This window comes from Faecalibacterium sp. BCRC 81149, from assembly GCF_022750605.1.
GTDB classification, from domain to species: Bacteria; Bacillota; Clostridia; order Oscillospirales; family Ruminococcaceae; genus Faecalibacterium; species Faecalibacterium duncaniae.
Map to the genome: position 1 here is coordinate 151,656 of NZ_QXJA01000006.1, position 23,195 is coordinate 174,850.

Annotated in this window: 26 protein-coding genes; 22 read left to right on the forward strand and 4 right to left on the reverse strand. The window is 53.9% G+C overall.

Annotated elements, in window-relative coordinates; translation table 11 throughout:
- Positions 1–242: 242 nt before the first annotated feature.
- Genes glmM through D3F01_RS08825 form a run of 3 tightly spaced genes read left to right on the forward strand, consistent with a single transcriptional unit; the run spans position 243 to position 2,381 of the window.
- Positions 243–1,628: a phosphoglucosamine mutase gene (gene glmM / locus D3F01_RS08815; RefSeq protein ID WP_097770170.1), complete on the forward strand. Its 1,386-nt coding sequence runs from the start codon at positions 243–245 to the stop codon at positions 1,626–1,628.
- 25 nt (positions 1,629–1,653) lie between these two features.
- Positions 1,654–2,088, forward strand: a complete 435-nt coding sequence (locus D3F01_RS08820) for an InlB B-repeat-containing protein (RefSeq protein WP_181967142.1) — start codon at positions 1,654–1,656, stop codon at positions 2,086–2,088.
- 11 nt (positions 2,089–2,099) lie between these two features.
- Positions 2,100–2,381: a hypothetical protein gene (locus D3F01_RS08825; RefSeq protein WP_215697921.1), complete on the forward strand. Its 282-nt coding sequence runs from the start codon at positions 2,100–2,102 to the stop codon at positions 2,379–2,381.
- A gap of 77 nt (positions 2,382–2,458) precedes the next feature.
- Here the strand turns inward: D3F01_RS08825 and lepA are convergent, their stop codons facing one another.
- From lepA to D3F01_RS08845, 4 genes are read right to left on the reverse strand one after another with little or no spacing between them, the layout of a single operon-like run.
- Positions 2,459–4,270, reverse strand: coding sequence for a translation elongation factor 4 (lepA, locus tag D3F01_RS08830; protein WP_242888007.1), 1,812 nt, complete (start codon positions 4,268–4,270; stop codon positions 2,459–2,461).
- Positions 4,271–4,292: 22 nt separating this feature from the next.
- Positions 4,293–5,498 carry an alanine racemase gene (alr, locus tag D3F01_RS08835; RefSeq protein WP_242888010.1) on the reverse strand — a complete coding sequence of 402 codons (1,206 nt, stop codon included), beginning with the start codon at positions 5,496–5,498 and terminating at the stop codon, positions 4,293–4,295.
- Positions 5,479–6,279: a tRNA 2-thiocytidine biosynthesis TtcA family protein gene (locus tag D3F01_RS08840; RefSeq protein WP_242888013.1), complete on the reverse strand. Its 801-nt coding sequence runs from the start codon at positions 6,277–6,279 to the stop codon at positions 5,479–5,481. Before D3F01_RS08840 ends, alr begins: the two co-directional genes overlap by 20 nt.
- Positions 6,276–6,845 (reverse strand): hypothetical protein, encoded by a 570-nt coding sequence (locus D3F01_RS08845; protein ID WP_097772909.1) that lies wholly within the window; start codon positions 6,843–6,845, stop codon positions 6,276–6,278. The genes D3F01_RS08840 and D3F01_RS08845 overlap by 4 nt, the downstream gene beginning before the upstream one ends.
- A 287-nt stretch (positions 6,846–7,132) precedes the next feature.
- Between D3F01_RS08845 and rplM the strand changes: the two genes are divergently transcribed.
- The 19 genes from rplM to D3F01_RS08940 form a co-directional block, all read left to right on the forward strand.
- Positions 7,133–7,561 (forward strand): 50S ribosomal protein L13, encoded by a 429-nt coding sequence (rplM, locus tag D3F01_RS08850; RefSeq protein WP_242888016.1) that lies wholly within the window; start codon positions 7,133–7,135, stop codon positions 7,559–7,561.
- Between the two features lie 17 nt (positions 7,562–7,578).
- Positions 7,579–7,977 (forward strand): 30S ribosomal protein S9, encoded by a 399-nt coding sequence (gene rpsI / locus D3F01_RS08855; protein WP_005929995.1) that lies wholly within the window; start codon positions 7,579–7,581, stop codon positions 7,975–7,977.
- A gap of 350 nt (positions 7,978–8,327) precedes the next feature.
- The gene (locus D3F01_RS08860; RefSeq protein ID WP_117526358.1) at positions 8,328–9,158 is read left to right on the forward strand and encodes a phage antirepressor KilAC domain-containing protein; all 831 of its coding nucleotides are present in this window, start codon (positions 8,328–8,330) and stop codon (positions 9,156–9,158) included.
- A complete protein-coding gene (locus D3F01_RS08865) occupies positions 9,155–9,322 on the forward strand; it encodes a hypothetical protein (RefSeq protein WP_009532276.1) in 168 nt (55 codons plus the stop codon). Before D3F01_RS08860 ends, D3F01_RS08865 begins: the two co-directional genes overlap by 4 nt.
- On the forward strand, positions 9,303–9,977 hold the full coding sequence (locus D3F01_RS08870; protein ID WP_117526359.1) for a helix-turn-helix domain-containing protein: 675 nt from the start codon (positions 9,303–9,305) through the stop codon (positions 9,975–9,977). The genes D3F01_RS08865 and D3F01_RS08870 overlap by 20 nt, the downstream gene beginning before the upstream one ends.
- A complete protein-coding gene (locus tag D3F01_RS08875) occupies positions 9,974–10,819 on the forward strand; it encodes an ATP-binding protein (RefSeq protein ID WP_117526360.1) in 846 nt (281 codons plus the stop codon). The genes D3F01_RS08870 and D3F01_RS08875 overlap by 4 nt, the downstream gene beginning before the upstream one ends.
- Before the next feature lie 75 nt (positions 10,820–10,894).
- A complete protein-coding gene (locus D3F01_RS08880; RefSeq protein WP_117526361.1) occupies positions 10,895–11,806 on the forward strand; it encodes a ParB/RepB/Spo0J family partition protein in 912 nt (303 codons plus the stop codon).
- A 13-nt stretch (positions 11,807–11,819) separates the two neighbouring features.
- Positions 11,820–12,326, forward strand: coding sequence for a hypothetical protein (locus D3F01_RS08885; protein ID WP_098923465.1), 507 nt, complete (start codon positions 11,820–11,822; stop codon positions 12,324–12,326).
- 10 nt (positions 12,327–12,336) lie between these two features.
- The gene (locus tag D3F01_RS08890) at positions 12,337–12,972 is read left to right on the forward strand and encodes a DUF3846 domain-containing protein (protein WP_117526362.1); all 636 of its coding nucleotides are present in this window, start codon (positions 12,337–12,339) and stop codon (positions 12,970–12,972) included.
- 18 nt (positions 12,973–12,990) lie between these two features.
- Positions 12,991–13,473, forward strand: coding sequence for a PcfB family protein (locus D3F01_RS08895; RefSeq protein WP_117526363.1), 483 nt, complete (start codon positions 12,991–12,993; stop codon positions 13,471–13,473).
- Positions 13,470–15,227, forward strand: coding sequence for a VirD4-like conjugal transfer protein, CD1115 family (locus D3F01_RS08900; protein ID WP_117526364.1), 1,758 nt, complete (start codon positions 13,470–13,472; stop codon positions 15,225–15,227). The genes D3F01_RS08895 and D3F01_RS08900 overlap by 4 nt, the downstream gene beginning before the upstream one ends.
- Before the next feature lie 206 nt (positions 15,228–15,433).
- Positions 15,434–15,649 (forward strand): Maff2 family mobile element protein, encoded by a 216-nt coding sequence (locus tag D3F01_RS08905; protein WP_002576404.1) that lies wholly within the window; start codon positions 15,434–15,436, stop codon positions 15,647–15,649.
- 184 nt (positions 15,650–15,833) lie between these two features.
- Entirely contained in the window at positions 15,834–16,049 is a 216-nt protein-coding gene (locus D3F01_RS08910) for a Maff2 family mobile element protein (protein ID WP_002576404.1), read from the forward strand.
- Between the two features lie 305 nt (positions 16,050–16,354).
- Positions 16,355–17,221: a VirB6/TrbL-like conjugal transfer protein, CD1112 family gene (locus D3F01_RS08915; protein WP_002576403.1), complete on the forward strand. Its 867-nt coding sequence runs from the start codon at positions 16,355–16,357 to the stop codon at positions 17,219–17,221.
- Positions 17,222–17,238: 17 nt separating this feature from the next.
- On the forward strand, positions 17,239–17,631 hold the full coding sequence (locus D3F01_RS08920) for a PrgI family protein (protein WP_117526365.1): 393 nt from the start codon (positions 17,239–17,241) through the stop codon (positions 17,629–17,631).
- Between the two features lie 19 nt (positions 17,632–17,650).
- Positions 17,651–20,038 (forward strand): VirB4-like conjugal transfer ATPase, CD1110 family, encoded by a 2,388-nt coding sequence (locus tag D3F01_RS08925; protein ID WP_117526366.1) that lies wholly within the window; start codon positions 17,651–17,653, stop codon positions 20,036–20,038.
- Positions 20,039–20,041: 3 nt separating this feature from the next.
- Positions 20,042–21,811, forward strand: coding sequence for a C40 family peptidase (locus tag D3F01_RS08930; RefSeq protein WP_117526367.1), 1,770 nt, complete (start codon positions 20,042–20,044; stop codon positions 21,809–21,811).
- A gap of 35 nt (positions 21,812–21,846) precedes the next feature.
- Positions 21,847–22,098, forward strand: coding sequence for a DUF4315 family protein (locus D3F01_RS08935; RefSeq protein WP_005929904.1), 252 nt, complete (start codon positions 21,847–21,849; stop codon positions 22,096–22,098).
- On the forward strand, positions 22,095–23,195 hold a 1,101-nt coding region (locus tag D3F01_RS08940), incomplete at its 3' end, for a CD1107 family mobile element protein (protein ID WP_242888019.1). The genes D3F01_RS08935 and D3F01_RS08940, both read left to right, overlap by 4 nt.

Sequence of the window (23,195 nt, forward strand, 5' to 3'; positions counted from 1 at the left end):
AGATCAAAGGTTGGCTGCAAGAAAAGTGAAACCTTGACGGCCTATTTGTATTGTTTCAAAATGAACAGAAATCTTTCTGAATTTTTGTAGAATTTAATGGTTGACTTCCGATGGGCTGCACAGAATGCCCAAACCCATGGATTCTTTTCCGATTTTATGCTATTATAAAGAGTAAGAGCAAGGAGAGAGCGCTCTCAGGGATAAGAGAAAACGTAACGTTGCAATAGAAGGAGAAGAGGATCATGGGAAAATATTTTGGTACCGACGGCTTCCGTGGCGAGGCCGGTGTGAACCTGACTGCCGACCACGCCTACAAGGTGGGCCGTTTTCTGGGCTGGTATTATAATGCACTGCGGGAGCGCAACGGCAACAATGAGCCTGCCCGCATCGTCATTGGCAAGGACACCCGCCGCAGCTCGTACATGTTCGAGTACAGCCTGGTGGCGGGCCTGACCGCTTCCGGCGCGGATGCCTACCTGCTCCACGTCACCACCACCCCCAGCGTGGCCTACATTGCCCGCGTGGATGATTTTGACTGCGGCATTATGATCTCCGCCAGCCATAACCCGTTCTACGACAACGGCATCAAGCTGATCGACTGCTACGGCGAAAAGATGCCCGAGGAGACCCTGCTGCTGGTGGAGGACTACATCGACGGCAAGCTCCATGTCTTTGATCAGGACTGGCCGGAGCTGCCCTTTGCCCACCGGGAGCACATCGGCTGCACCGTGGACTATGTGGCAGGCCGCAACCGCTACATGGGCTACCTCATCAGTCTGGGCATCTACTCCTTCAAGGGCATCAAGGTGGGTCTGGACTGCGCCAACGGTGCCAGCTGGAACATTGCCAAGAGCGTGTTCGATGCGCTGGGCGCAGACACCTACGTCATCAACAACCAGCCCAACGGCCTGAACATCAATCTGAACGCAGGTTCCACCCACATCGAGGGCCTGCAGAAGTTTGTGGTGGAAAAGGGTCTGGACGTGGGCTTTGCCTATGACGGCGATGCAGACCGCTGCCTCTGCGTGGACGAAAAGGGCAATGTGATCACCGGTGACCACATCCTGTACATCTACGGCTGCTACATGAAGGAGCGCGGCAAACTGCTGACCAATACCGTCGTTACCACGGTCATGTCCAACTTTGGCCTGTACAAGGCCTTTGACGAGCAGGGCATCGGCTACGCCAAGACTGCCGTGGGCGACAAGTATGTCTACGAGTATATGGCCAAGAACGGCTGCCGCATCGGCGGTGAGCAGAGCGGCCACATCATCTTCTCCAAGTACGCCAGCACCGGTGACGGCATCCTGACCAGCCTGAAGATGATGGAGGTCATGCTGGCCAAGAAGAAGCCTCTGAGTGCGCTGGCCGCCCCGCTGAAGATCTACCCGCAGGTGCTGGAAAATGTCCGTGTGACCGATAAGAAGGCCGCACAGGACGATGCCGCTGTGCAGGCCGCTGTCAAGGCGGTGGCCGAGGCACTGGGCGATACCGGCCGCATCCTTGTCCGGGAGTCCGGCACTGAGCCGGTAGTCCGCGTGATGGTGGAGGCCCCTGACCATGATACCTGCCAGAAGTACGTTTCTCAGGTGGTGGATGTCATCAAGGCACAGGGCTACAGCGTCTGACGCTGAGCCGGAAAGAGAGCGCAGGATGAAGAAGTTCAAACGGATGCTGGCGGGGCTGGCCTGTGTGCTGGCGGTCTGCCTGTGTACCCCCACCGCCTTTGCGGCAAAGGTCATTATCTATTTTGATGCCAACGGCGGCACCTGTACCTCTGCCGCAGAGCGCACCAATGACGAGGGCAAACTGGGCAGCCTGCCCGGTGCCAGCATGGAGGGCTACACCTTTGATGGCTGGTACACCTCTGGTACGGATGATGTCACCGGTTTTCCCATTGATGTGCAGGTCAAAGCCAACGATACGGCGTTTGGTGCGGATACCACCGTCTATGCCCATTGGTCTGCCAACGGCGGCAGCGCGGAAGTGGTGGAGGAAAAAGAGGTAGACCCGGACACCCTTCTTACAACGATGGGGCTGGCGGCCGGAAGCGTTGTTCTGGTGCTGCTGGCAAGCCTGGCACTTTGAGAGGAGCGGACATGCAGCAGAACTTAAAATTTCCGGCGCAGTGCACCGTCATTCCCGCTGAGGAGCTGGAGCAGGTCTCCGGCGGCGCTCCTGCCTGGGTGGGGGAGCTGAAGGATCAGATCCGCCCCTACTGGCAGAAGGCAAAGCCCTATCTGGCCTTTGGCATCGAGTGCGGCAAGGCCTTTGTGCAGGTCGTTGCGGCGGCATACAGCATCTACATCTATGGCCGGATCATTCAGGACTCCATGCACGGCATCAAGGACAGCCTGAACTGGTTCAAGGGCCTGAACTGAAAATATCGGGATATGAAACGTCCCCCTGCGCCGTTTGCGGTTTGAACGGTGCAGGGGGACGTTTGACATCTTTTTATTTAATCATCCGTGCTGTCCAGCTTCAGCACAGCGGTAAAGGCTTCGCTGGGCAGGGAGACGCTGCCCAGCTGGCGCATCTTCTTTTTGCCTTCCTTCTGCTTTTCCAGCAGTTTCTTCTTGCGGGAGATATCGCCGCCGTAGCACTTAGCCAGCACGTCCTTGCGCATGGCCTTGACGGTCTCACGGGCGATGATCTTGCCGCCGATGGCGGCCTGCACCGGGATCTCGAACAGGGTGCGGGGAATGTTGTCCCGCAGCTTTTCGCAGATGCGGCGGCCCTTGGCGTAGGCGTTGTCCCGGAACACGATCATGGAGAGTGCGTCTACGGGGTCGCCATTCAGCAGGAAGTCCAGCTTGACCAGATCGCTCTCGCGGTACTCCTTGAACTCGTAGTCGTAGCTGGCGTAACCGCGGCTGCGGCTCTTGATGGCATCGAAGAAGTCGTAGACGATCTCGCCCAGAGGCAGGGCGTAGTGCAGGTCCACGCGGACATCGTCCAGATACTTCATGTCGATGAGCACGCCGCGCTTCTGCTGGCACAGATCCATCAGGGCACCCACGTAATCGTTGGGGGTGTAAAGGTGGACATCCACAAAAGGCTCCTCCTGCTTGACGATGTTGGAGGGGTCCGGGTAGCTGGACGGGTTGTCGATCATCTCCACGGTGCCGTCCGTCATGGTCAGGCGGTAGCGGACGCTGGGGGTGGTGGTGATGATATCCAGGTCAAACTCCCGCTCGAGACGCTCGGTGATGATCTCCATGTGGAGCAGGCCCAGGAAGCCGCAGCGGAAGCCAAAGCCCAGCGCGGCACTGGTCTCAAGCTCAAAGGTCAGGGAAGCGTCGTTCAGCTGCAGCTTTTCCAGCGCGTCCTTCAGGTCGGGGTACTTGGCACCGTCGGCGGGGTAGATGCCGCAGAACACCATGGGCTTGACCTGACGGTAGCCGGGCAGGGCCTCCGGGGTGGGGCGGTCTGCCAGCGTGACGGTATCGCCCACGCGGGTGTCCTGCACGGTTTTGATGCTGGCGGTCAGGTAGCCGACCTCACCGGCCTGCAGCTGGCTGCAGGGGGTCAGGCTGGTGGCACCCATGTGGCCCACCTCCACCAGCGTGAACTCGGCCCCGGTGGCCATCATCTTGATGGTGTCGCCGGGCTTGACGGTGCCCTCGAACACGCGGATGTAGACGATAACGCCCTTGTAGCTGTCGTAGATGCTGTCAAAGATCAGGGCCTTGAGGGGAGCGTCCGGGTCGCCGGTGGGTGCGGGGATATCGCTGACCACCCGCTCCAGCACCTGATCGACATTCAGGCCGGTCTTGGCAGAGACGCGGGGCGCATCCATGCAGGGCAGGCCGATCACATCCTCCACCTCCTGGGCCACCTCGTCCGGGTGGGCGCTGGGCAGGTCGATCTTGTTCAGGATGGGCACCAGCTCCAGATCATGCTCCAGCGCCATGTAGGTGTTGGCCAGCGTCTGGGCCTCCACACCCTGGGTGGCATCCACCACCAGAATGGCACCCTCACAGGCGGCCAGACTGCGGCTGACCTCGTAGGCAAAGTCCACATGGCCCGGGGTGTCGATGAGGTTGAACTCGTAGGTGTTGCCGTCCTTGGCAGTGTAGTTCAGGGTAACGGCGCGGGCTTTGATGGTGATGCCGCGCTCCCGCTCGATGTCCATGTTATCGAGGATCTGATCCTCCATGATGCGCTCGTCCACGCTCTTGGTCAGCTCCAGGATGCGGTCCGACAGGGTGGACTTGCCGTGGTCGATGTGTGCAATGATGCAGAAATTTCGGATGTTGTCTCTTGCCATGTAATTCCTCCGGGAGAGTGTGTTAGTCGTTCAGGATCCAGTCCTCCACGGCAGCGGTGGTGCCGTGTTCCAGATAAACACGGGGCACCCGGCGGGAAACGCCGCAGAGCACCTCGTAGGTGATGGTATCGGTCTTGCGGGCAATGTCCTCCGCACTGTCGCTGACAGTGCCGCCCCACAGGATGGCTTCGTCCCCCTCCTGCACCGTGCCCGGCACAGCGGAGACATCCACCATCATCTGATCCATACAGACCCGGCCCAGCACCGGGCAGGGTGTGCCGTGGATCTCCACGATGCCCTTGCCGCAGCTGAGCTGGCGGGGGTAGCCATCGGCGTAGCCGGTGCAGAGGGTGGCCACCGGTGTGGGCCGCTCTGCTGTGAACCGGCGGCCATAGCTGGTGGACTGGCCCGGCTGCAGCACCTTGACCATGCTGACCACGGTCTTGAGCTTCATCACCGGGCGGAACAGCCCGAAGCGGACTTCATCGCTGGGGTCAAAGCCGTACAGGATGATGCCGGGGCGGGCCATGCAGTGTGCCCGGGGCAGGCCCTCGGGCCAGTCCGGGTGGAGCATCACACCGGCCGAGTTGTCGCAGTGGACGATGCCGGGCTCGTGCCCGGCTGCCGTCAGGGCGCTGCAGGCCTGCACAAAGAGCCGGTGCTGCTCGGCGGTGTAGGCAATGTTTTCCTCGGCGGTGTCATCGGCCACCGAGAAGTGCTGGAACAGGCCGGTCATTTCCAGGCCGGGCAGGGTGCAGGCGGCAATGGCCTCGGCAATGGCAGCATCAAAATCGGTGCGCAGAGCAAAGCCGATGCGGCCCATGCCGGTATCCACAGCCAGATGCACTTTGACCCGGCCCCCGGCGGCCTGCGCGGCCTCGCTCAGGGCTTGGGCCTGGGGCAGGGAATAGCAGGCCGCGGTGATATCGTCCCGGATGAGGGCGGCAGCATATGTGGGCTGCACATGGCCCAGAATGAGGATGGGCAGGGTCTGGCCGCTCCTGCGCAGCTGCAGGGCCTCAGCCAGGCAGCTGACAGCCAGCCAGGAAGCGCCCTCCTGCGCAAAGACCCGGGCGCACTGGACGGCACCGTGGCCGTAGCTGTCGGCTTTGACCACGGCACACAGGGGCAGGCTGCCTGCCCGCTGCTTTACGGTGCGGAAGTTGGCCCGCAGGGCATCGAGGTCGATCTCAGCCCAGACGTGTTTTTCAAAGTTCTGCATCTGCATGATGCATTCCCTCCTTTGGGGATGGATTGGATGTGCGTCCTGTATGGACCGGCCGCCAACCGTCGATGCCGCTCTCCTGCAGAGCATGGAGCGTTTTCTGCCGGAAGGCGTGGTCGGTGCGGCAGCGTTCCCGGACAAAATCCTTGGTCTGCTCCCGCACGGTCACACCGTCGGCGGGACAGCGGCTTTTGACAACAGGGAACTCCTCCTCCTTTACCGCACAGCGCACCTCGTGTTCGGTGGCCAGCAGCATGGGGCGGATCAGGGTCAGGCCCCGGCGGTCCAGCTGGGTGACCGGGGAGAAGCAGCCAATGCGGCCCTCCCGCCAGAGATTCATGTAAAAGGTCTCGACAGCATCATCGAGGTGGTGGCCCAGTGCCACTTTATTGCAGCCCAGCTCCTGCGCCGCCGTGTGCAGCGCGCCCCGGCGCAGCCTGGCGCAGAGGGAACAGGGGTTCTTTTCCTTTCGGTATTCAAACACGATGGGGCCGATCTCGGTGCGGCGCACCTCGTAGGGGACCCCATACCGGGCAAACAACGCCGCCAGCGGGCTGTAATCCACAGCCTGGTGGTCAAACTGCGGGTCAAGGGTGACGGCCACGACCTCATAATCAAAGCCGAGGTAACGGCGCAGCTGGGCCAACCCGATGGTCAGGGCCACGCTGTCCTTGCCGCCCGAAACGCCTACCATGATCTTATCACCGGGGGAGATCATCTCGTAATCCTGTACGGCCTTACGCATCAGGCCGCAGAGCCGCTGCATGGCGTGTGGATCGCTCATGTCAGGCTCACGCTTTCCACCAGATTGACGATATCGCTGATGGAGGCCAGTTTGGTCAGGCCGGAGACATAGACCACATCGCCGCTGTCATATTCGATGGTGGCCAGCACGGCGTAGTAGGCCTGGATATCACAGCGCACGGCAGTGACCGTGGCACCCTCCACCTGCAGCTTGACCTTGCGGGGGCTGATGACACCGTAGGCTGCTTTCAGGTCGGCTTCCGACTGGCCGATGAAATCTTCGTAAGTGGCTTTGTCACCCCGCTGGAACAGCACCACCTGATAGTTGGCGTTGGCGCTGTCCTCACCGGAAGCCAGCTGCAGCGCATGGCCCAGCGCGGCATCCTCGGTCATCTGACAGACGGGCCAGACGGCACTTTCGTAATCCACCGAGATGCCGTTCTCCGCATCAAAGTGGGTGTCGGGGTTGGCGGGAGTGCGGCGGTTGACGGCCAGTGTCAGCCCAAAGTAGGCCAGCGCACCCAAAAGCACGATCACGCCCATGGCGAGCAGCAGCCTGGAGGCCCGCTGCTGGGAGGAATCCTGCGTGTGAATGTCTTTCGGCATGGGAAAAATCTCCTTTTTACAATATCTTATATAGTATAACACACTTGGCGGCAAAATTGTAGCGCCGCCGGGGCAAATTTGCCGCCCGGAGACTGAAAAACTTTTTGAAAATGAGATTTTAGAAAACACGAGATTTTGAGAGGATTCAAGAGATTTTGAGAGGTATAAAAATTTCCACTGAAAAAATCGCAAAAAGATGTTGACAGGCGCTTTTTTGTGTTGTATACTGACACTCGCGCCCCAAAGGTGCCTGAATCGTACCAAACACTTATCAGGAGGAAATAGATATGAGCACTACTCTCGTAAAGCCCGCTGAAGTCGAGCGCAAGTGGTATCTGCTCGACGCAACCGGCAAGAGCCTGGGTCACGTCGCTGCTGAGGCCGCTGTTCTGCTGCGCGGCAAGCAGAAGGTCAACTACACCCCCAATGTCGATTGCGGCGATTACGTCGTTGTCGTCAACTGCGACAAGGCAGTTCTGACCGGCAAGAAGGCTGAGCAGAAGTTCCACATCACCCACAGCAAGTACATTGGCGGCCTGAAGAAGGTCCAGTACAGCAAGCTGATGGCTGAGAACAGCGACCTGGCTATGACCTACGCTATCAAGTGCATGATCCCTTCCAACACCATCGGTGCTAAGGCTCTGACCCGTCTGCACTGCTACCAGGGTGCCGAGCACGCTCACGCAGCTCAGAAGCCCGAGAAGATCGAGTTCTAAGAAGGAGGCAATCGAACATGTACGAAACCAAACCTTATTTCTACGGCACTGGTCGTCGTAAGGATTCCGTTGCCCGCGTTCGCGTTTACACCGGCACCGGCAAGATCACCATCAACGATCGTGATATCGACAACTACTTCGGTCTGGAGACCCTGAAGCTGATCGTCCGTTCTCCGCTGGTCCTGCTGGGCCTGGAGGGCAAGTACGATGTCGTCGTCCGCGTTTCCGGCGGCGGTGTTTCCGGCCAGGCTGGCGCTATCCGCCACGGCCTGTCCCGCGCCCTGCTGCAGCAGAGCGATGAGAATCGTTCTGTTCTGAAGAAGGCTGGCTTCCTGACCCGCGATCCTCGTATGAAGGAGCGTAAGAAGTACGGCCTCAAAGCCGCTCGTCGCGCACCGCAGTTCAGCAAGCGATAATCGACAACTTCAAAATGCTAAAAAAGCCCGGAAATGCGCTATTTTCCGGGCTTTTTCTATACCCAAAATTCTGCCTGGACTGTTCGGTTTTGATGGAATTTGAACGGAAATTTATGGGTTTATAGTGGTCAAATTACTGGTGGACAAGCCCATTTTGACCTCTTATGGGTTAAATTACTGGTGGACAATAGGAGCAAATGAAGTCCAATTTTGCCATCGACGGACGAACACATACTTGACTGATTTACATAGAGCCTTGGCTCATTCTTTGAAAACGAGAATGGGTCAAGGCTCTATTTTTTTTTTCGCCTGAAATCCGGCGAGACAAATTTGAGTAGGAGGTAACAGGTATGACGGATTTCAATCAGAAGACCCATGACACCGATGTGGGCAGTTATGGCGGACAGTCGAGGCAGATGACGGAGGTGTTCGAGAACCAAGAGTTTGGTTCGATCCGGTTGTTTCAGGAGGCAGGCAAGACATTCTTCTGTGCAAGCGACGTGGCGAAAGCGTTGGGGTATGTGAATCCCTACGCTGCAGTGAGACGCCATTGCAGAGGCCCCCTAACGAAACGTGAGGGGGTCGTTCAGAAGGTGAATCAGTATGGGGATGCTGGAGAGCAGGTCGTTGAAATCGCCTTTATCACAGAAGGTGATGTTTACCGGCTGATCGTTCACAGCAAGCTGCCATCGGCAGAACGATTTGAACACTGGGTGTTTGATGAAGTTCTCCCTTCTATCCGCAAGCATGGTGTGTATATGAGCGATTCCATTTTGGATCAGGTGATTCAGCATCCGGAGGTCATCTACACCCTGGCACAGGAGCTTGTAGCCGAGAGGGAGCAGCTTGAGGGTATCCGCAAACAGCTGGATGCGGCACAGCCCAAGGCAGACTACTTCGACACCTTTGTGAACTCGGAGGATTGTACCTGCATCCGGAATTTCTGTAAGGAAATCGGAATCCCGGAGAAGACGGCAGTGGCTCTCTTACTGGATCATCGCTATCTGTACCGCAGTCCGAGTGGCTGGCTGATGCCTTTTGCAGACAAATCTGCAAGGGGCTATTTTATTGTCCGGGATTGCTACGGCAGAAGCGGAAAACTGGTGCAGCAGACGAGAGTGACCTGCAAGGGAAAGAATCATCTCTTCAAGTTGTTTAAGAAATGGGGTGTGGTCGAATGACGCTTTTTACAGAGGGACGCCTTCAGGCGTTTGAACGCATGATGCAGGATACCGGCAAATACCATCGCCGGGAGGACAGCGAAGATCGTCCGCGCAAATGTCCGAAGAAAAAAGCGGAGCCTGCGAAAAAGGATGGTGAGCACCATGCCGGTATTCAGGGTTGAGAAGAACAGCAATTACACAACGATGTGCAATTACCACCTGCGCGATCAGGGTCTCAGCCTGAAAGGGAAAGGACTTCTCTCTATGCTGCTCAGTTTGCCGGACACATGGAACTATTCGGTACGGGGGTTATCTTCGATTACGCCGGATGGCGTAGATGGGGTGCTTACGGCTCTAAAAGAGCTGGAGCGTCTTGGGTATCTGGAAAGGAACCAGCAGCGTGAGAGTAACGGTCGGATGGGCAGAGCGGAGTATGTGATTTATGAGATGCCAAGGAAAAAGCCGTGTTCGGAATCACCGTGTACGGAAAAGCCGTATACGGTAAATCCGGATACGGACACACCGGTTACGGAAAATCCCGCGCAATTAAGTACTAATAGAACAAGTACTGAAACAATCAATAAAAGAGAGAAGAAGGAAATCCAGCACCGGTATGGCTCATACGAAAATGTCCTTCTTTCTGACACGGAATACAGTAAGCTCCGGCAGGAGTTCCCAAGAGATTATCAGATGCGGGTTGAACGGCTCTCTGAGTATATGGCCTCCACCGGCAGGAGCTACAAAAATCACCTTGCCACAATCCGGAGCTGGGCAAAGAGAGAAAAGCCGAAGTATAACCCGGCAGACTACACATTTGAGGAAGGAGACAGCCTATGAGCGACATGGTGCCTGAAATTTTGAATGCGGCGTTGGATTCGCTCTTTACGCCGAAAGAACCCGGAGAGCGGGAATACCAGGGCGAGGACGGACTGCTGTATTGCCGGAATTGCCACACGCCGGTGCAGTGCAGGGTAAAGCTCTGGGGCAGAGACAGGATTGTTCCCTGCCTTTGCAGATGCCAGCAGGAGGCAATGGCGGAAAAGAAACGCCAGGATGAGCTGGTGGAGCGGCAGCGTAAAATCAGACAGCTGAAAGCAACGGGGATTCAGGAAAAGCATCTTCTGGAATGGAATTTTGCCGTTGCAGAAGACAACAAGGATATCCAGATGGCAAAACGCTATGTGGAGCAGTGGAAAAAGGTCAAGGCTGAAAACCTTGGCCTTTTGTTATGGGGAGATGTCGGAACTGGAAAGTCCTTTGTGGCGGCATGTATAGCAAATGCTCTGTTGGAACAGGGCATTCCGGTTTTGATGACGAACTTCTCCAAAATCCTGAATCAGATGGGAGCCATGTATTCGGAAGAGCGATACCGGTATATCGCTTCGTTTTCCAACTATTCTTTGCTGATTCTGGATGATCTGGGAATTGAGCGCAGCACCGAATATGCGCTGGAGCAGGTCTACGCCGTTATCGATGAGCGGTACAAGTCCGGACTTCCGGTCATTATCACAACCAATCTGAAGATTGCTGAAATCCGCAATCCGGAGGATGTGGCATACGCCCGGATTTACAGCAGGATTTTGGAAATGTGTACGCCGGTGCGAATCAGCGGAGAGGACCGCAGGAAGAGCATTGGAAAAGAAAAACAGCAGGTCGTTAAGGAGGTACTTGATTTATGAAGTGCAAGGCAAAAAAGGCGTTTTTCGCAGGTAAGAATGACATCTATCACCGCTGGAAGGAGGTTAAGAAGCTGAATGGCAAAAGCAAAAACCAGTATTACAACAGAAAACCGCAGTGGCTCAGCTGCCGACGCTGCGGCTAAGGAGAAGCGGACGGAGATGCCGCTTTCTGACCTGCATCCCTTTGAAGGTCATCCCTTTAAGGTGCTGGACGATGAGCTGATGGAACAGACCGTGGAGAGCATCAAGCAGATCGGTGTGGTATCACCGCTGATTGTACGGCCTGACCCGGAAGGCGGATTTGAAATCCTTTCGGGACACCGCAGGCTTCATGCAGCGCAGTTGGCAGGTTTGGAGACGGTGCCGGTCATCGTCAAGGAAATGGACGATGATGCAGCAATCATCTTTATGGTGGACAGCAACTTGCAGCGGGAAAATATCCTTCCCAGCGAGAGAGCGTTTTCCTACAAGATGAAGTTGGAAGCGATGAAGCATCAGGGACAACGCGGAGATTTAACTTCTGACCAAGTTGGTCAGAAGTCGTGGGCTGTGAACCAGTTAGCTGATGATGCGAACGAAAGTAAAACGCAAGTTCAGCGTTTTATCCGCCTTACCAACCTGATTCCAGAAATTCTGGACATGGTGGATGAGAAGAAAATCGCCTTTAATCCGGCGGTAGAGCTGTCTTACCTGAAACCGTCCGAACAGAAAGAATTTCTGGAGGCAATGGACTATGCACAGGCATCCCCATCCCTGTCGCAGGCACAGCGATTGAAAAAGCTCTCGCAGGAGGGCGACTGCACCTTGGATGCCATGTGTGAAGTGATGAATGAAATCAAAAAGGATGAGCTTGACCATGTGACGATTAAAAACGAGGTTCTTCGGAAGTATTTCCCGAAATCCTATACGCCGAAGCAGATGCAGGACACGATTATCCGGCTGCTGGAAAAGTGGCAGCGAAGTAAACAACGAGATATGGAACGATGAGAAGGAGATTTTTATGATGATGAACTTTAAGAAGAATCAGAACAACGCAGTGTGCAGCATGGATTGCAAGAACTGCCCGAATGGTGCATCGCAGCCGAATCCGATGGATGATTCCATGTTTGAGAAGTCCATTGCGATGCTTCATAACTGGGTGATGTTGGAGGCAATCCGTGAAGATCACCCGAAGGAACGCATTGTGATGGTGATCCTGCCGGGGGCTGGCGGCGAACTTCTGACCGAGGCTGGCAGTCGAGACATCTTTGAGGATGTTTACGATGAGATGGAGGCTGATCTGGTGGCAGATGGGGAACTGCTTCTCCATTATGATAAGAGCGATGTGATCGAGACTGACAGAACCCGCTATCTGTTGGGAGCTGCGGAGGTTTCGGAAATCGACCAGAACGGCAACGAATGCAGCATCAATCTGTTTACGCTGGAACGCACCATCGACTATGTGAACGAGAACCTGACGGTGGTTTCCATTGGCGGCGAGTTGGTTCCGGCACTGCGCCTGATCTAAGGAGGTGCCTATGAAGAAATTTGATGTGGAGATTACAGAGACTCTCCAGAGAAAGGTTTCCGTGGAAGCTGCCTCACAGGAAGATGCGGAACGCATGGTGACGCAGGCGTGGAACAATCAGGACTATGTTCTGGATTCCGGCGATTTCACCGATGTGGATTTCAAGACCGTGGGAGAACATGAATTGGCAGAGACCAGGACAATGGATGTGCTGCTGGTGCAGCCCAACGCCTACCCGAAGAAAATCAGCGTTGGCACGGAGCTGGAAGATTTGCAGGCAATGGTCGGCGGCGATATTGAAGTAACCTATCCATTTGAGGATGAAGTGGCCATTATTCTGAATGAATCCGGTAAAATCAATGGCTTGCCGCTGAACCGTGCGATTTACACCGAAGACGGGGATATGCAGGACATTTATGCCGGTGATTTTCTGGTGGTAGGGCTGACAGAGGATGACTTTGGTTCTCTGACTTCGGAGCAGATGCAGAAATTTGAGGAACAGTTCCATCAGCCCCAGATGTTCGTTCGTATGGGTCACAGCATCATGGCGATTCCGGTTCCGGATGACATGCTGAAGAAGATGGAGGAAAAGGCTGCAAAGCCCCAAGAAAAGAGCAAACCTGCACCGGACCGGGACAGTTTGTAAGGAAGGAGGCGGAGATTCATGCAGGAAGAAGTTGAAAATCGTACCGTCAATCTGGCAATCAGCACCACGAAATTGACCTTTCGCACCATCGTGAATGGCTATAATGCGTGGAAACGGCACCATCAGGCAAAGGTGGCTCAGAAAACAGCGCAGCTGCCGGTTGGAAAGCAGAGCATCAAAGAACTGATCGGTCAGAATCAGGGAGTCAGCAGTATCCCCATTGAGAAAACGGATTTGAAAGGCTTTGAACAGGTGGCACGGAAATATGGTGTGGATTATGCCATTACGAAAGACCAAAATGTAATGCCACCCAAGTACACGGTGTTCTTTAAGGCGAAGGATGCGGATGCACTGACTTCCGCTTTTGAGGAATTCACCAACCGAAAGCTGAAAACAAAGGAAAAACCGAGTGCTCTGGAGCAGCTTAACAAGCTCAAAGAGCTGGTTGCTGCAATTCTTCCGGATAAGGTTCGCCACAAAAGTCAGGAGCGTGATCTATGAGTAATAAGACAAAGAAGCAGCTGCTCCTGAACCTGCCGTACTTCATTGCCGGTCTTGTATGTACCAATCTGGGAGAAGCGTGGAGAATTGCCGAGGGCGCAGACATGTCTGAAAAGCTCCTCGGCTTTCTTTCTGCCCTGGGTGCAGCCTTTTCCAATCCGATGCCAAGTCTGCATCCGATGGATTTGCTGATTGGTGTGTGCTGCGGAGCGGGTTTGCGGATTGCTGTGTACCTGAAAGGCAAAAATGCCAAGAAATATCGCCATGGCATGGAGTATGGCTCTGCTCGTTGGGGTACGCAGAAAGACATTGAACCGTTTGAAGATCCAGTGTTTGCAAACAATGTGATTCTGACCCGGACGGAGCGGCTGATGATGGGCAACCGCCCGAAGAATCCGGCAAATGCCCGAAACAAAAACGTGCTGGTGGTGGGCGGCTCCGGCAGCGGCAAGACCCGGTTTTGGCTTAAACCCAACCTTTTACAATGTCACAGTTCCTATGTGGTCACTGACCCGAAAGGCGATATCGTAATCGACTGCGGCCAAGCCCTTTTGAAGAACGGATACAGTATCCGGATCTTTAACACCATCAATTTCAGAAAGTCGATGCATTATAATCCCTTCGCCTATATTCACAGCGAAAAGGATATTTTGAAGCTGACCACAACCCTCATTGCCAACACCAAAGGGGACGGCAAGGCCGGTGACGAATTCTGGACGAAGGCAGAGACCTTGCTGTATTGTGCTTTGATTGGTTATATCCACTATGAGGCACCGCTGGAAGAGCAGAACTTTGCAACGCTGATTGAATTCCTGAATGCGATGGAAGTACGCGAGGATGATGAAACCTTTCAAAATCCAGTGGATCAGATGTTTGAAGCTCTGAAAAAGAAAAAACCGAACCACTTTGCTGTCCGCCAATATGCCAAGTTCAAGCTGGCGGCGGGCAAGACCTTAAAGTCGATTCTGGTGAGCTGCGGCGCACGTCTTGCTCCCTTCGATATTGAGGAAGTCCGTGATATCACTATGTACGATGAGCTGTCGCTGGATACGGTGGGAGATAAGAAAACGGCTCTGTTCCTCATTATGAGCGATACAGACCCGACTTTTAATTTCCTGATTTCCATGATCTATACACAGCTGTTTAACCTGCTGTGCGAGAAAGCGGATGATGTCTACGGCGGCAGATTGCCGGTGCATGTGCGCTGCCTGATTGATGAGTGTGCGAACATTGGTCAGATTCCGAATCTGGAAAAGCTGGTAGCCACCATCCGATCAAGAGAAATCTCGGCGTGTCTGGTGCTTCAGGCACAGAGCCAGTTGAAGGCAATCTACAAGGACAATGCCGATACCATCATCGGCAATATGGATTCCCGTATTTTTCTTGGCGGTTCGGAGCCGACTACGCTGAAAGAGCTGAATCAGGCACTGGGGAAAGAAACGATTGATCTGTACAACACTTCCGATACCAGAGGTAATAGCCCATCCTACGGCACCAATTACCAAAAAGTTGGGCATGACCTGGCCTCGGTGGATGAACTGGCTGTGTTGGATGGCGGTAAGTGCATTTTGCAGCTGCGCGGTGTGAGACCGTTCAAGTCAGATAAATATGATCTGACCCAGCATCCGAACTACAAGCTCACTGCCGGTGCTGATAAGAAAAACACGTTCAGCATCGAGGCGTTTCTTGACCATCGGCTGAAACTCAAGCCCGGTGATAAGTACGAAGTGGTTGATGCAGATCATGCCAAGTAAGTTCGTTCCGGTGACGAAGATGTCATAGGTGTGCTGTTGGCAACAGAATAAGAAGGGGCGGCGAGCTGCCGCCTCTTTACATAGCCAGGTTTCTGATTGGGATTGGAAATCTGGCTATATGTTTGCCCATTTGCAGGTGCACATGCAGATGGAAAATCACTATTCATCAGCCCATAAGGGCGCAACGTACAAGGAGGTACACATTTATGGCATTTTTCAACAGCGCAGTAACCGTTCTTCAGACCCTCGTTATCGCACTGGGTGCCGGCCTCGGCATCTGGGGAGCGATCAACCTGCTGGAAGGCTACGGCAACGACAACCCCGGTGCCAAGTCTCAGGGCATGAAGCAGCTGATGGCCGGTGGCGGCGTGGCACTGATCGGCACGACTCTGGTGCCGCTGCTTTCTGGACTTTTTGGTTAAACAGAAAGCATACGAGGTTGGAATTCTGATGAGGGCGGCGGTGAGCCGCCCTTTTTACATAGCCAGGTTTCTGATTGAAATTGGAGACCCGGCTATTTTTTTGCCCTTTTGCAGGTGCACATGCAGGGGGACATTCACTATTCACCAGCCCATAAGGGCGCATTGTACAAGGAGGTACACATTTATGGCATTTTTCAACAGCGCAGTAACCGTTCTTCAGACCCTCGTCATCGCACTGGGTGCCGGTCTCGGCATCTGGGGAGCTATCAACCTGCTGGAAGGCTACGGCAACGACAACCCCGGTGCCAAGTCTCAGGGCATGAAGCAGCTGATGGCCGGTGGCGGTGTAGCACTGATCGGCACGACTCTGGTGCCGCTGCTTTCCGGTCTGTTCGGTTAAGCAAAGGCTGTCGGAGCGAAGATTCCGACCGGGCGGCGAAAGCTGCCTGTTACATAGTCAGGTGCAGGCAATCTCCGCAGCTGGCTATTTTCTGCGCTCTCCGGCAGGTGCACATGTTGGAAGTATGGCGCAGGACCGCAGTTTAGAATCGCACGGCTGATAGGCCGGACAAGTTACAGGAGGACAAATCTATGGCGTTTCTTACTACAACTGCATCGGCACTGTCTCTTTTCTCACAGCTGTTCATGCTTCTGTCCCGGATGGCGAAGCTGTTCGGCGTGTTTGCGTAAGGAAGGAGGCGGCTCATGCAGAGTATCCTTGAACAGATCACAGATTGGCTCAAGAGCATGATCATCAGCGGTATCATGGGAAATCTTTCAGGGATGTTCGATTCGGTCAACCAGCAGGTTGGACAGATCGCAGGCGATGTGGGAACCACACCGGCGAACTTTTCACCTGCGGTTTTCTCTATGATCCGTAACATCTCGGAATCCGTGATCCTGCCCATTGCCGGAATGGTGCTGACATTCATCGCCTGTTATGAGCTGATCCAGATGCTCATCGAGCATAACAATCTGGCAAATTTCGAGACGTGGACATTTTTCAAATGGGTCTTTAAGACCTTTCTGGCAGTGACTCTGATCTCGAACACATTCAATATCACGATGGCTGTCTTTGATGTGGCGCAGCAAGTGATCTCCAGAAGTGGCGGTCTGATTTCCGGCAGTACGTCCGTCAGCGATGCGACCCTGACAGCAATGCAGGCTACACTGGAAGGCATGGACTTGGGACCGCTGCTGGGACTGTATTTGCAGACCTTTGTGGTTCAGGTCACGATGCTGGCGTTGTCGGCTATCATCTTTGTCATCGTGTATGGCCGAATGGTGGAAATTTACCTCATGGTGAGCCTTGCGCCGATTCCGTTCGCAACCTTTGGAAACCATGAGCAGAGCCATACCGGTCAAAACTATCTGCGCTCCCTGTTTGCACTGGGATTCCAGGGGTTTCTTATCATGATCTGTGTAGGCATCTACGCAGTTCTGATTCAGAACCTGTCCTTTTCGGATAACATCATCAGCAGCATTTGGGGCGTTATGGGCTATACGGTTTTGCTGGCATTTACGCTGTTTAAGACGGGAAGCCTCGCAAAATCCGTGTTTGCAGCGCATTAAGGAAGGAGGCATGATTCGTGGCATCTTATATTTCTGTACCGCGTGACCTTTCAAAGGTCAAAACCAAGGTCTTTATGAATCTGACCAAACGGCAGATTCTCTGCTTCGGAGCCGGTGCGCTGATTGGCGTTCCGGTTTTCTTTTTGCTCAAGTCCAGCGGGAATCTGAGCCTTGCTGCACTTGGCATGATGGCAGTGATGCTGCCGCTTTTCTTTCTTGCCATGTACGAGAAAGACGGTCAGCCGCTGGAAGTGGTGGCAAAGCACTTCTATGAGGCAAAGTTCAAGAGGCCGAAAACGCGGCCTTACAAAACAAAAAATTACTATGCACTGCTGGTTCAGCAGGCAGACGTGGAAATGGAGGTAAATCGCATTGTTCAAAATTCTCGAAAAGCTGACATCGAAGAATAAAAAGCAGGATGACATCCGAATGCCGTCTCATCTGTCAGCCGCAGAGCAGAAACAGGTGCAGACGGTGATTGACCGCGCAAGGGGGGACCGCACGATTCCGCATTCGGCACAGGAGAGCATTCCTTTTCAGCGGATGTTCCCGGACGGTATCTGCCGTGTGACGGACAACTACTACACCAAAACCATCCAGTATCAGGATATCAATTATCAGCTGGCACAACAGGAGGATCAGACAGCTATCTTTGAGGAATGGTGCAGCTTCCTGAACTTCTTTGATTCCAGCATCCGCTTTGAGCTTTCTTTTATGAATATGGCTACGGATGCCTCGAATTTTGAGAAGATGGTGTGTATTCCGTACCAGAAGGATCATTTCAATCCGGTGCGCACGGAGTACAGCACCATGCTGCGCCGCCAGCTTGCCCAGGGCAACAACGGCCTGACCAAGACGAAGTACCTGACGTTTGGCATTGAGGCGGAATCCATGAAACAGGCAAAGCCGAGGCTCATTCACATCGAGATCGACCTGATGAACAACTTCAAACGCTTGGGTGTCCGGGCAAAATTGCTGAACGGCAAGGAACGGCTTCATCTGATGCACGATATGTTCCACATGGGCGACCATGACCGGTTCAATTTCGATTGGAAGTGGCTGCCGGAGAGCGGGCTGTCGGTAAAGGACTTTATTGCTCCGACCGGATTTGCCTTTCCGAAGAACCGGATTTTTCAGATGGGCGGGATGTATGGTTCTATGTCCTATCTCCAGATCACAGCTTCCGACCTGTCGGATCAGCTGCTGAAGGACTTTCTGGATATGGAATCCAGCCAGATCGTGACCATGCACATTCAGTCGGTAGACCAGAACAAAGCAATCAAGTCCATTAAGCATACCATCACGGAGCTGGATCGTTCCAAGATTGAGGAACAGAAGAAAGCAGTCCGTTCTGGATACGATATGGACATCATTCCGTCGGATTTGGCGACTTATGGTAAGGACGCAAAGGCATTGCTGAAGGAATTACAGAGCCAGAATGAGCGTATGTTCCTGCTGACTTTTCTGGTGATGAACACCGGCGAGACGGAGCAGGAGCTGGAGACCAACGTGTTTCAGGCTTCCAGCATCGCACAGAAGTACAACTGCAACCTGCGCCGTCTGGACTTTCAGCAGGAGCAGGGGCTGATGAGCTGCCTGCCGCTGGCGCAGAACCTGATTGAGATTCAGCGCAGCATGACTACCAGCAGCACGGCAATTTTCGTGCCGTTTACCACCCAGGAACTGTTTCAGACCGGGAAAGAGGCTCTGTACTATGGGTTGAATGCCCTGTCCAACAACCTGATCATGGTTGACCGGAAAAAGCTCAAGAACCCCAACGGGCTGATTCTTGGTACTCCCGGTTCCGGTAAATCCTTTTCTGCCAAGAGAGAAATCGCCAATGCGTTTCTGGTGACGGATGACGATGTAATCGTGTGCGATCCGGAAGCCGAGTACACGGCTCTGGTGCAGAAATTTGAGGGGCAGGTTATTAAAATCAGCCCTTCCAGCACGCAGTATATCAATCCGATGGACATCAACGCGAATTATTCAGAAGAGGATAATCCCATTGCCTTGAAAGCAGATTTTATCCTGTCCCTGTGTGAGCTGATCGTGGGCGGCAAGGAAGGCTTGCAGCCGGTAGAAAAGACGGTTATCGACCGCTGTGTGCATCAGATTTACCAGACCTATTTTGAGAACCCGGTGCCGGAGAATATGCCGGTGTTACAGGACTTGTACGAGGCACTGCTCCGGCAGGATGAAAAGGAAGCACACCATGTGGCAACGGCACTGGAAATCTATGTGACCGGTTCTCTGAACCTGTTTAACCACCGCACCAACGTAGATATCAATAACCGGCTGGTCTGCTATGACATCAAGGAGCTGGGCAAGCAGCTGAAAAAGATCGGTATGCTGGTGGTGCAGGATCAGGTTTGGGGGCGTGTGACCGCCAACCGTAACGCCGGTAAAGCCACCCGCTACTATATGGACGAGTTCCATCTGCTTTTGAAAGAGGAGCAGACAGCGGCTTACAGCGTGGAAATCTGGAAGCGATTCCGTAAATGGGGCGGTATTCCCACCGGCATCACCCAGAACGTGAAAGACCTGCTTTCTTCCCGCGAAGTGACGAACATTTTTGAGAACAGCGACTTCATTTATATGCTGAATCAAGCAGCCGGTGATCGTCAGATTCTGGCGGATCAGCTGAATATCAGCCCACATCAGCTGTCCTATGTGACCCACTCCGGTGAAGGCGAAGGACTGCTGTTCTACGGAAATGTGATTTTGCCGTTCGTTGATCGTTTCCCGACCGATCTGGAACTGTACCGGATTATGACGACAAAATTAACCGAAGTGCAGGAAGCGAAGGAGGCGTAAGCGATGGCTGGCAAGAAAAATCCGAATCTCGGAGACAAGCTGCGGCAGGAGCGCGAGGGTGCGGAGAACACCCTTCGCGATTCCAGAAGCAAAACCGCAGATAGCAGTACGGGAGACGGCGGCAAGAAAAAAGCGGAACACCGAAGGCAGATTCGTCACGAGGCCGATCTTGCTAAGATGCGCAGTAAGAAGCTGAAATCAGATCAGGAAGCAAAAGCGAAAAAGAATGCAGCAGCTTCCGGGAAAAAAGGCGGAAAGCCAAAGAAGCCGGGAAATCTTGCGGCAGATGCACTTTCAGCCAAGGCACATCAGAGTGTGCGCAATGCCGACCAGGATAATAATTCTGGTGTGGAGGCAGCGCATTTTACCGAAGGCTCAGCGGAAGGTGCAGCCCGTGCTGGTTCCCGGTTCCAATATGGTCGAAAGCTGCGGCAGTACAAAAAGCTGGAGCGGTTGGAGAAAAAGGGAAATAAAGATGCCGTAGATTCCATCTTTGCGGAACGCATGAAGTCTGATCCGCAGGCTGGTTCCAATCTCTTTTCCCGATGGCGGCAGAAGCAGGCCATCAAAAAAGAGTATGCCGCTGCGAAGGCAGGTGCGGCCGCTGCGGAGAACACAGCATCTGGCACAGCCAAAGCTGCACAGGGTACTGTCAGTATAACGGAAAAGGCATTTCAGTTTGTGCAGAGCCACTCGCATATCATCATCGGTATCGCAGCCGTGGGACTGCTTGTTTTGGTGATTGCCGGGTCGGTTTCGTCATGCTCCGTCTTGATCAATGGCGGCGGCAATGTGGTGCTGGGGACTTCCTACACGGCAGAAGATGAAGATTTGAAAGGCGTGGAGACGGATTATACCAAGCTGGAAGATAAACTTCGCAAACAAATCGACCGCATTGAAACCGACCATCCGGGCTATGACGAGTATCGCTACAATCTGGCAGAGATTGGTCACAATCCCTATGAGCTTGCATCTCTGCTGACCGTAGAATTTGAAAACTATACGAGAAGCCAGGTGCAGGCGCGGCTCCAGAGTATTTTTGAAGCGCAGTATGAGCTGAAGTTGGAGGAAAAGGTGGAAATCCGGACAAGGAAGGAAACCCGTGTGGGCTATCGCTACAATCCAATCACCGGAACCGGACACACCTACACCTATCAGGTGACGGTACAGTATGAGTATAAAATCCTCAATGTAACACTGCTCAATCGGGGCGTTGACTATGTTGCAAGAAATTCCGGCCTTACAGATGACCAGCTGCAACGATACGAAGTCACACTGGAGTGCCGGGGCAATCGAGATGACCTGTTTGCAGGCATAGCCTTTGCAACGCCGGATGGCGCGGGTTCCAGCGGAGAATACCAGGATTACGACATTCCGGGCGAAGCTCTGACGGATGAAAAATTCCGGAAGATGATTACCGAAGCAGAGAAATATCTCGGTTATCCCTATGTTTGGGGCGGCAGCTCGCCGAGTACCAGTTTTGACTGCTCCGGTTTTGTAAGCTGGGTCATCAACCACTGCGGCAATGGCTGGAATGTAGGCAGGCAGACGGCCAACGGTCTGATGGGAAAATGCGACATTATCCCGAAGAGTGAGGCAAAGCCCGGAGACCTGATCTTCTTCCAGAAAACCTACAACACCAGTGGCGCATCCCATGTGGGCATTTATGTCGGCAACGGGATGATGATCCACTGTGGCTCACCAATTTCCTATGCTTCCATTGAGACGAGCTACTGGCGGCAGCACTACTACTGCATGGGAAGAATTCGATAAAAATAGGGCGTTTATTCGCCCGGAAAGGATACGATATGAGCTTGAAACTGGAAAAGATTGCTGCGGAGCGCGAGAAAGCCCGCAGGAAACGCGATGAATGGGAGGAGCGCAGAAAGGAATGGGACAGAAAGTACCACGAGCAGGAAAACAGCGAAATCTGTGAAATGGTACATGCCCAGAGCCTGACCCCGGAACAGCTGGCAGTCATCATTCAGCTGGCGCAGGCTGCGGTTCCCAACCCGGAGAACCTGAAACTGGATGAGAAAGAAACGGAGGATATGGAATGAAAAAGATGATGGCAATGCTGCTTGCCAGCGTGATGGCGGCAGGAACCTTTACGACCACTGCATTTGCCTATACGGGCGATGATGTGCAGAAGAACACGCCTGTCAGTACCGCTGCACAGGAGACGGATGCAGCAGAAAGCACAAATGCGGGGAAAACGGACAATACCGACAGCATCGAAATCGACCCGGACATGCAGGTTCTGCCGGATGGCTATGAGGTCTCTACGGATGCGGATGGGAACCTGATCGTTACGGTGGGCGGCAAAGAATACAATATCGGCAGCGAAAAGTCCCAAAAGCAGACTGGTACGGTGGTGCCGGGGATCACCAGTCTGCATTTTCGTTCCGGTCCCGGCATGGATCAGGAGATTATCGGATATCTGCATTCCGGCGATACGGTGGAGATTGTCGAAAAATGCGGTGACTGGTATAAGGTAAACTTCAACGGCAAAACCGGGTATGCACATGGAAAGTACCTGAATGTCACGGATTCTGCAAAAGACAGCAGCATGTTCAGTGAAGATGCGCTGAAGCTGTTTCTGGATCTGATGCAGAGTGGAATGTCATACGAGGATGAGACGAAATCCAGTGCAGCTTTGACTCCGGAAGGAAATATGACGCTGGTGGACGATATCGGTGAGGAAGAAGATAAATCCAGCCAGCAGTTCATTACGCTGGTGACAAAGGCGGGCAACACCTTTTATCTGATCATCGACCGCGATAAAGACGGCAACCAGAATGTGCATTTCCTGAACATGGTGGACGAGGCCGATCTGCTTGCGCTGATGGATGAAGAGGAAGCTGCCAAGTATCGGGAGAAGGAGCCGGAAGTCACGGAACCTGCGGAAACCGAAAAGCCGCAGGAGACGGAACCGGCACCGGAAGAGCAGAAAACAGAGAGCGAGCAGAAGAAATCGTCTCCGCTTCCGATGATTATGCTGCTTCTGTTTGTGATCGGTGCAGCCGGTGTCGGCGGTTATCTCTATATCAAGATGAAGGGCGTAAAGCCTGCGTCCAAGAAAAATCAGCCGGACCCGGATGCGGATTATCACGATGAGGATGAAGATACGCTCCAGCTGCCGGAGGATGATGGTGAC

Excerpts from the sequence above, each read along its gene's own strand:
- glmM (WP_097770170.1), top strand. The coding sequence starts at position 243 with ATGGGAAAATATTTTGGTACCGACGGCTTCCGTGGCGAGGCCGGTGTG.
- D3F01_RS08820 (WP_181967142.1), top strand. The coding sequence starts at position 1,654 with ATGAAGAAGTTCAAACGGATGCTGGCGGGGCTGGCCTGTGTGCTGGCG.
- D3F01_RS08825 (WP_215697921.1), top strand. The coding sequence starts at position 2,100 with ATGCAGCAGAACTTAAAATTTCCGGCGCAGTGCACCGTCATTCCCGCT.
- lepA (WP_242888007.1), bottom strand. The coding sequence starts at position 4,270 with ATGGCAAGAGACAACATCCGAAATTTCTGCATCATTGCACACATCGAC.
- alr (WP_242888010.1), bottom strand. The coding sequence starts at position 5,498 with ATGCAGATGCAGAACTTTGAAAAACACGTCTGGGCTGAGATCGACCTC.
- D3F01_RS08840 (WP_242888013.1), bottom strand. The coding sequence starts at position 6,279 with ATGAGCGATCCACACGCCATGCAGCGGCTCTGCGGCCTGATGCGTAAG.
- D3F01_RS08845 (WP_097772909.1), bottom strand. The coding sequence starts at position 6,845 with ATGCCGAAAGACATTCACACGCAGGATTCCTCCCAGCAGCGGGCCTCC.
- rplM (WP_242888016.1), top strand. The coding sequence starts at position 7,133 with ATGAGCACTACTCTCGTAAAGCCCGCTGAAGTCGAGCGCAAGTGGTAT.
- rpsI (WP_005929995.1), top strand. The coding sequence starts at position 7,579 with ATGTACGAAACCAAACCTTATTTCTACGGCACTGGTCGTCGTAAGGAT.
- D3F01_RS08860 (WP_117526358.1), top strand. The coding sequence starts at position 8,328 with ATGACGGATTTCAATCAGAAGACCCATGACACCGATGTGGGCAGTTAT.
- D3F01_RS08865 (WP_009532276.1), top strand. The coding sequence starts at position 9,155 with ATGACGCTTTTTACAGAGGGACGCCTTCAGGCGTTTGAACGCATGATG.
- D3F01_RS08870 (WP_117526359.1), top strand. The coding sequence starts at position 9,303 with ATGCCGGTATTCAGGGTTGAGAAGAACAGCAATTACACAACGATGTGC.
- D3F01_RS08875 (WP_117526360.1), top strand. The coding sequence starts at position 9,974 with ATGAGCGACATGGTGCCTGAAATTTTGAATGCGGCGTTGGATTCGCTC.
- D3F01_RS08880 (WP_117526361.1), top strand. The coding sequence starts at position 10,895 with ATGGCAAAAGCAAAAACCAGTATTACAACAGAAAACCGCAGTGGCTCA.
- D3F01_RS08885 (WP_098923465.1), top strand. The coding sequence starts at position 11,820 with ATGATGATGAACTTTAAGAAGAATCAGAACAACGCAGTGTGCAGCATG.
- D3F01_RS08890 (WP_117526362.1), top strand. The coding sequence starts at position 12,337 with ATGAAGAAATTTGATGTGGAGATTACAGAGACTCTCCAGAGAAAGGTT.
- D3F01_RS08895 (WP_117526363.1), top strand. The coding sequence starts at position 12,991 with ATGCAGGAAGAAGTTGAAAATCGTACCGTCAATCTGGCAATCAGCACC.
- D3F01_RS08900 (WP_117526364.1), top strand. The coding sequence starts at position 13,470 with ATGAGTAATAAGACAAAGAAGCAGCTGCTCCTGAACCTGCCGTACTTC.
- D3F01_RS08905 (WP_002576404.1), top strand. The coding sequence starts at position 15,434 with ATGGCATTTTTCAACAGCGCAGTAACCGTTCTTCAGACCCTCGTTATC.
- D3F01_RS08910 (WP_002576404.1), top strand. The coding sequence starts at position 15,834 with ATGGCATTTTTCAACAGCGCAGTAACCGTTCTTCAGACCCTCGTCATC.
- D3F01_RS08915 (WP_002576403.1), top strand. The coding sequence starts at position 16,355 with ATGCAGAGTATCCTTGAACAGATCACAGATTGGCTCAAGAGCATGATC.
- D3F01_RS08925 (WP_117526366.1), top strand. The coding sequence starts at position 17,651 with ATGCCGTCTCATCTGTCAGCCGCAGAGCAGAAACAGGTGCAGACGGTG.
- D3F01_RS08930 (WP_117526367.1), top strand. The coding sequence starts at position 20,042 with ATGGCTGGCAAGAAAAATCCGAATCTCGGAGACAAGCTGCGGCAGGAG.
- D3F01_RS08935 (WP_005929904.1), top strand. The coding sequence starts at position 21,847 with ATGAGCTTGAAACTGGAAAAGATTGCTGCGGAGCGCGAGAAAGCCCGC.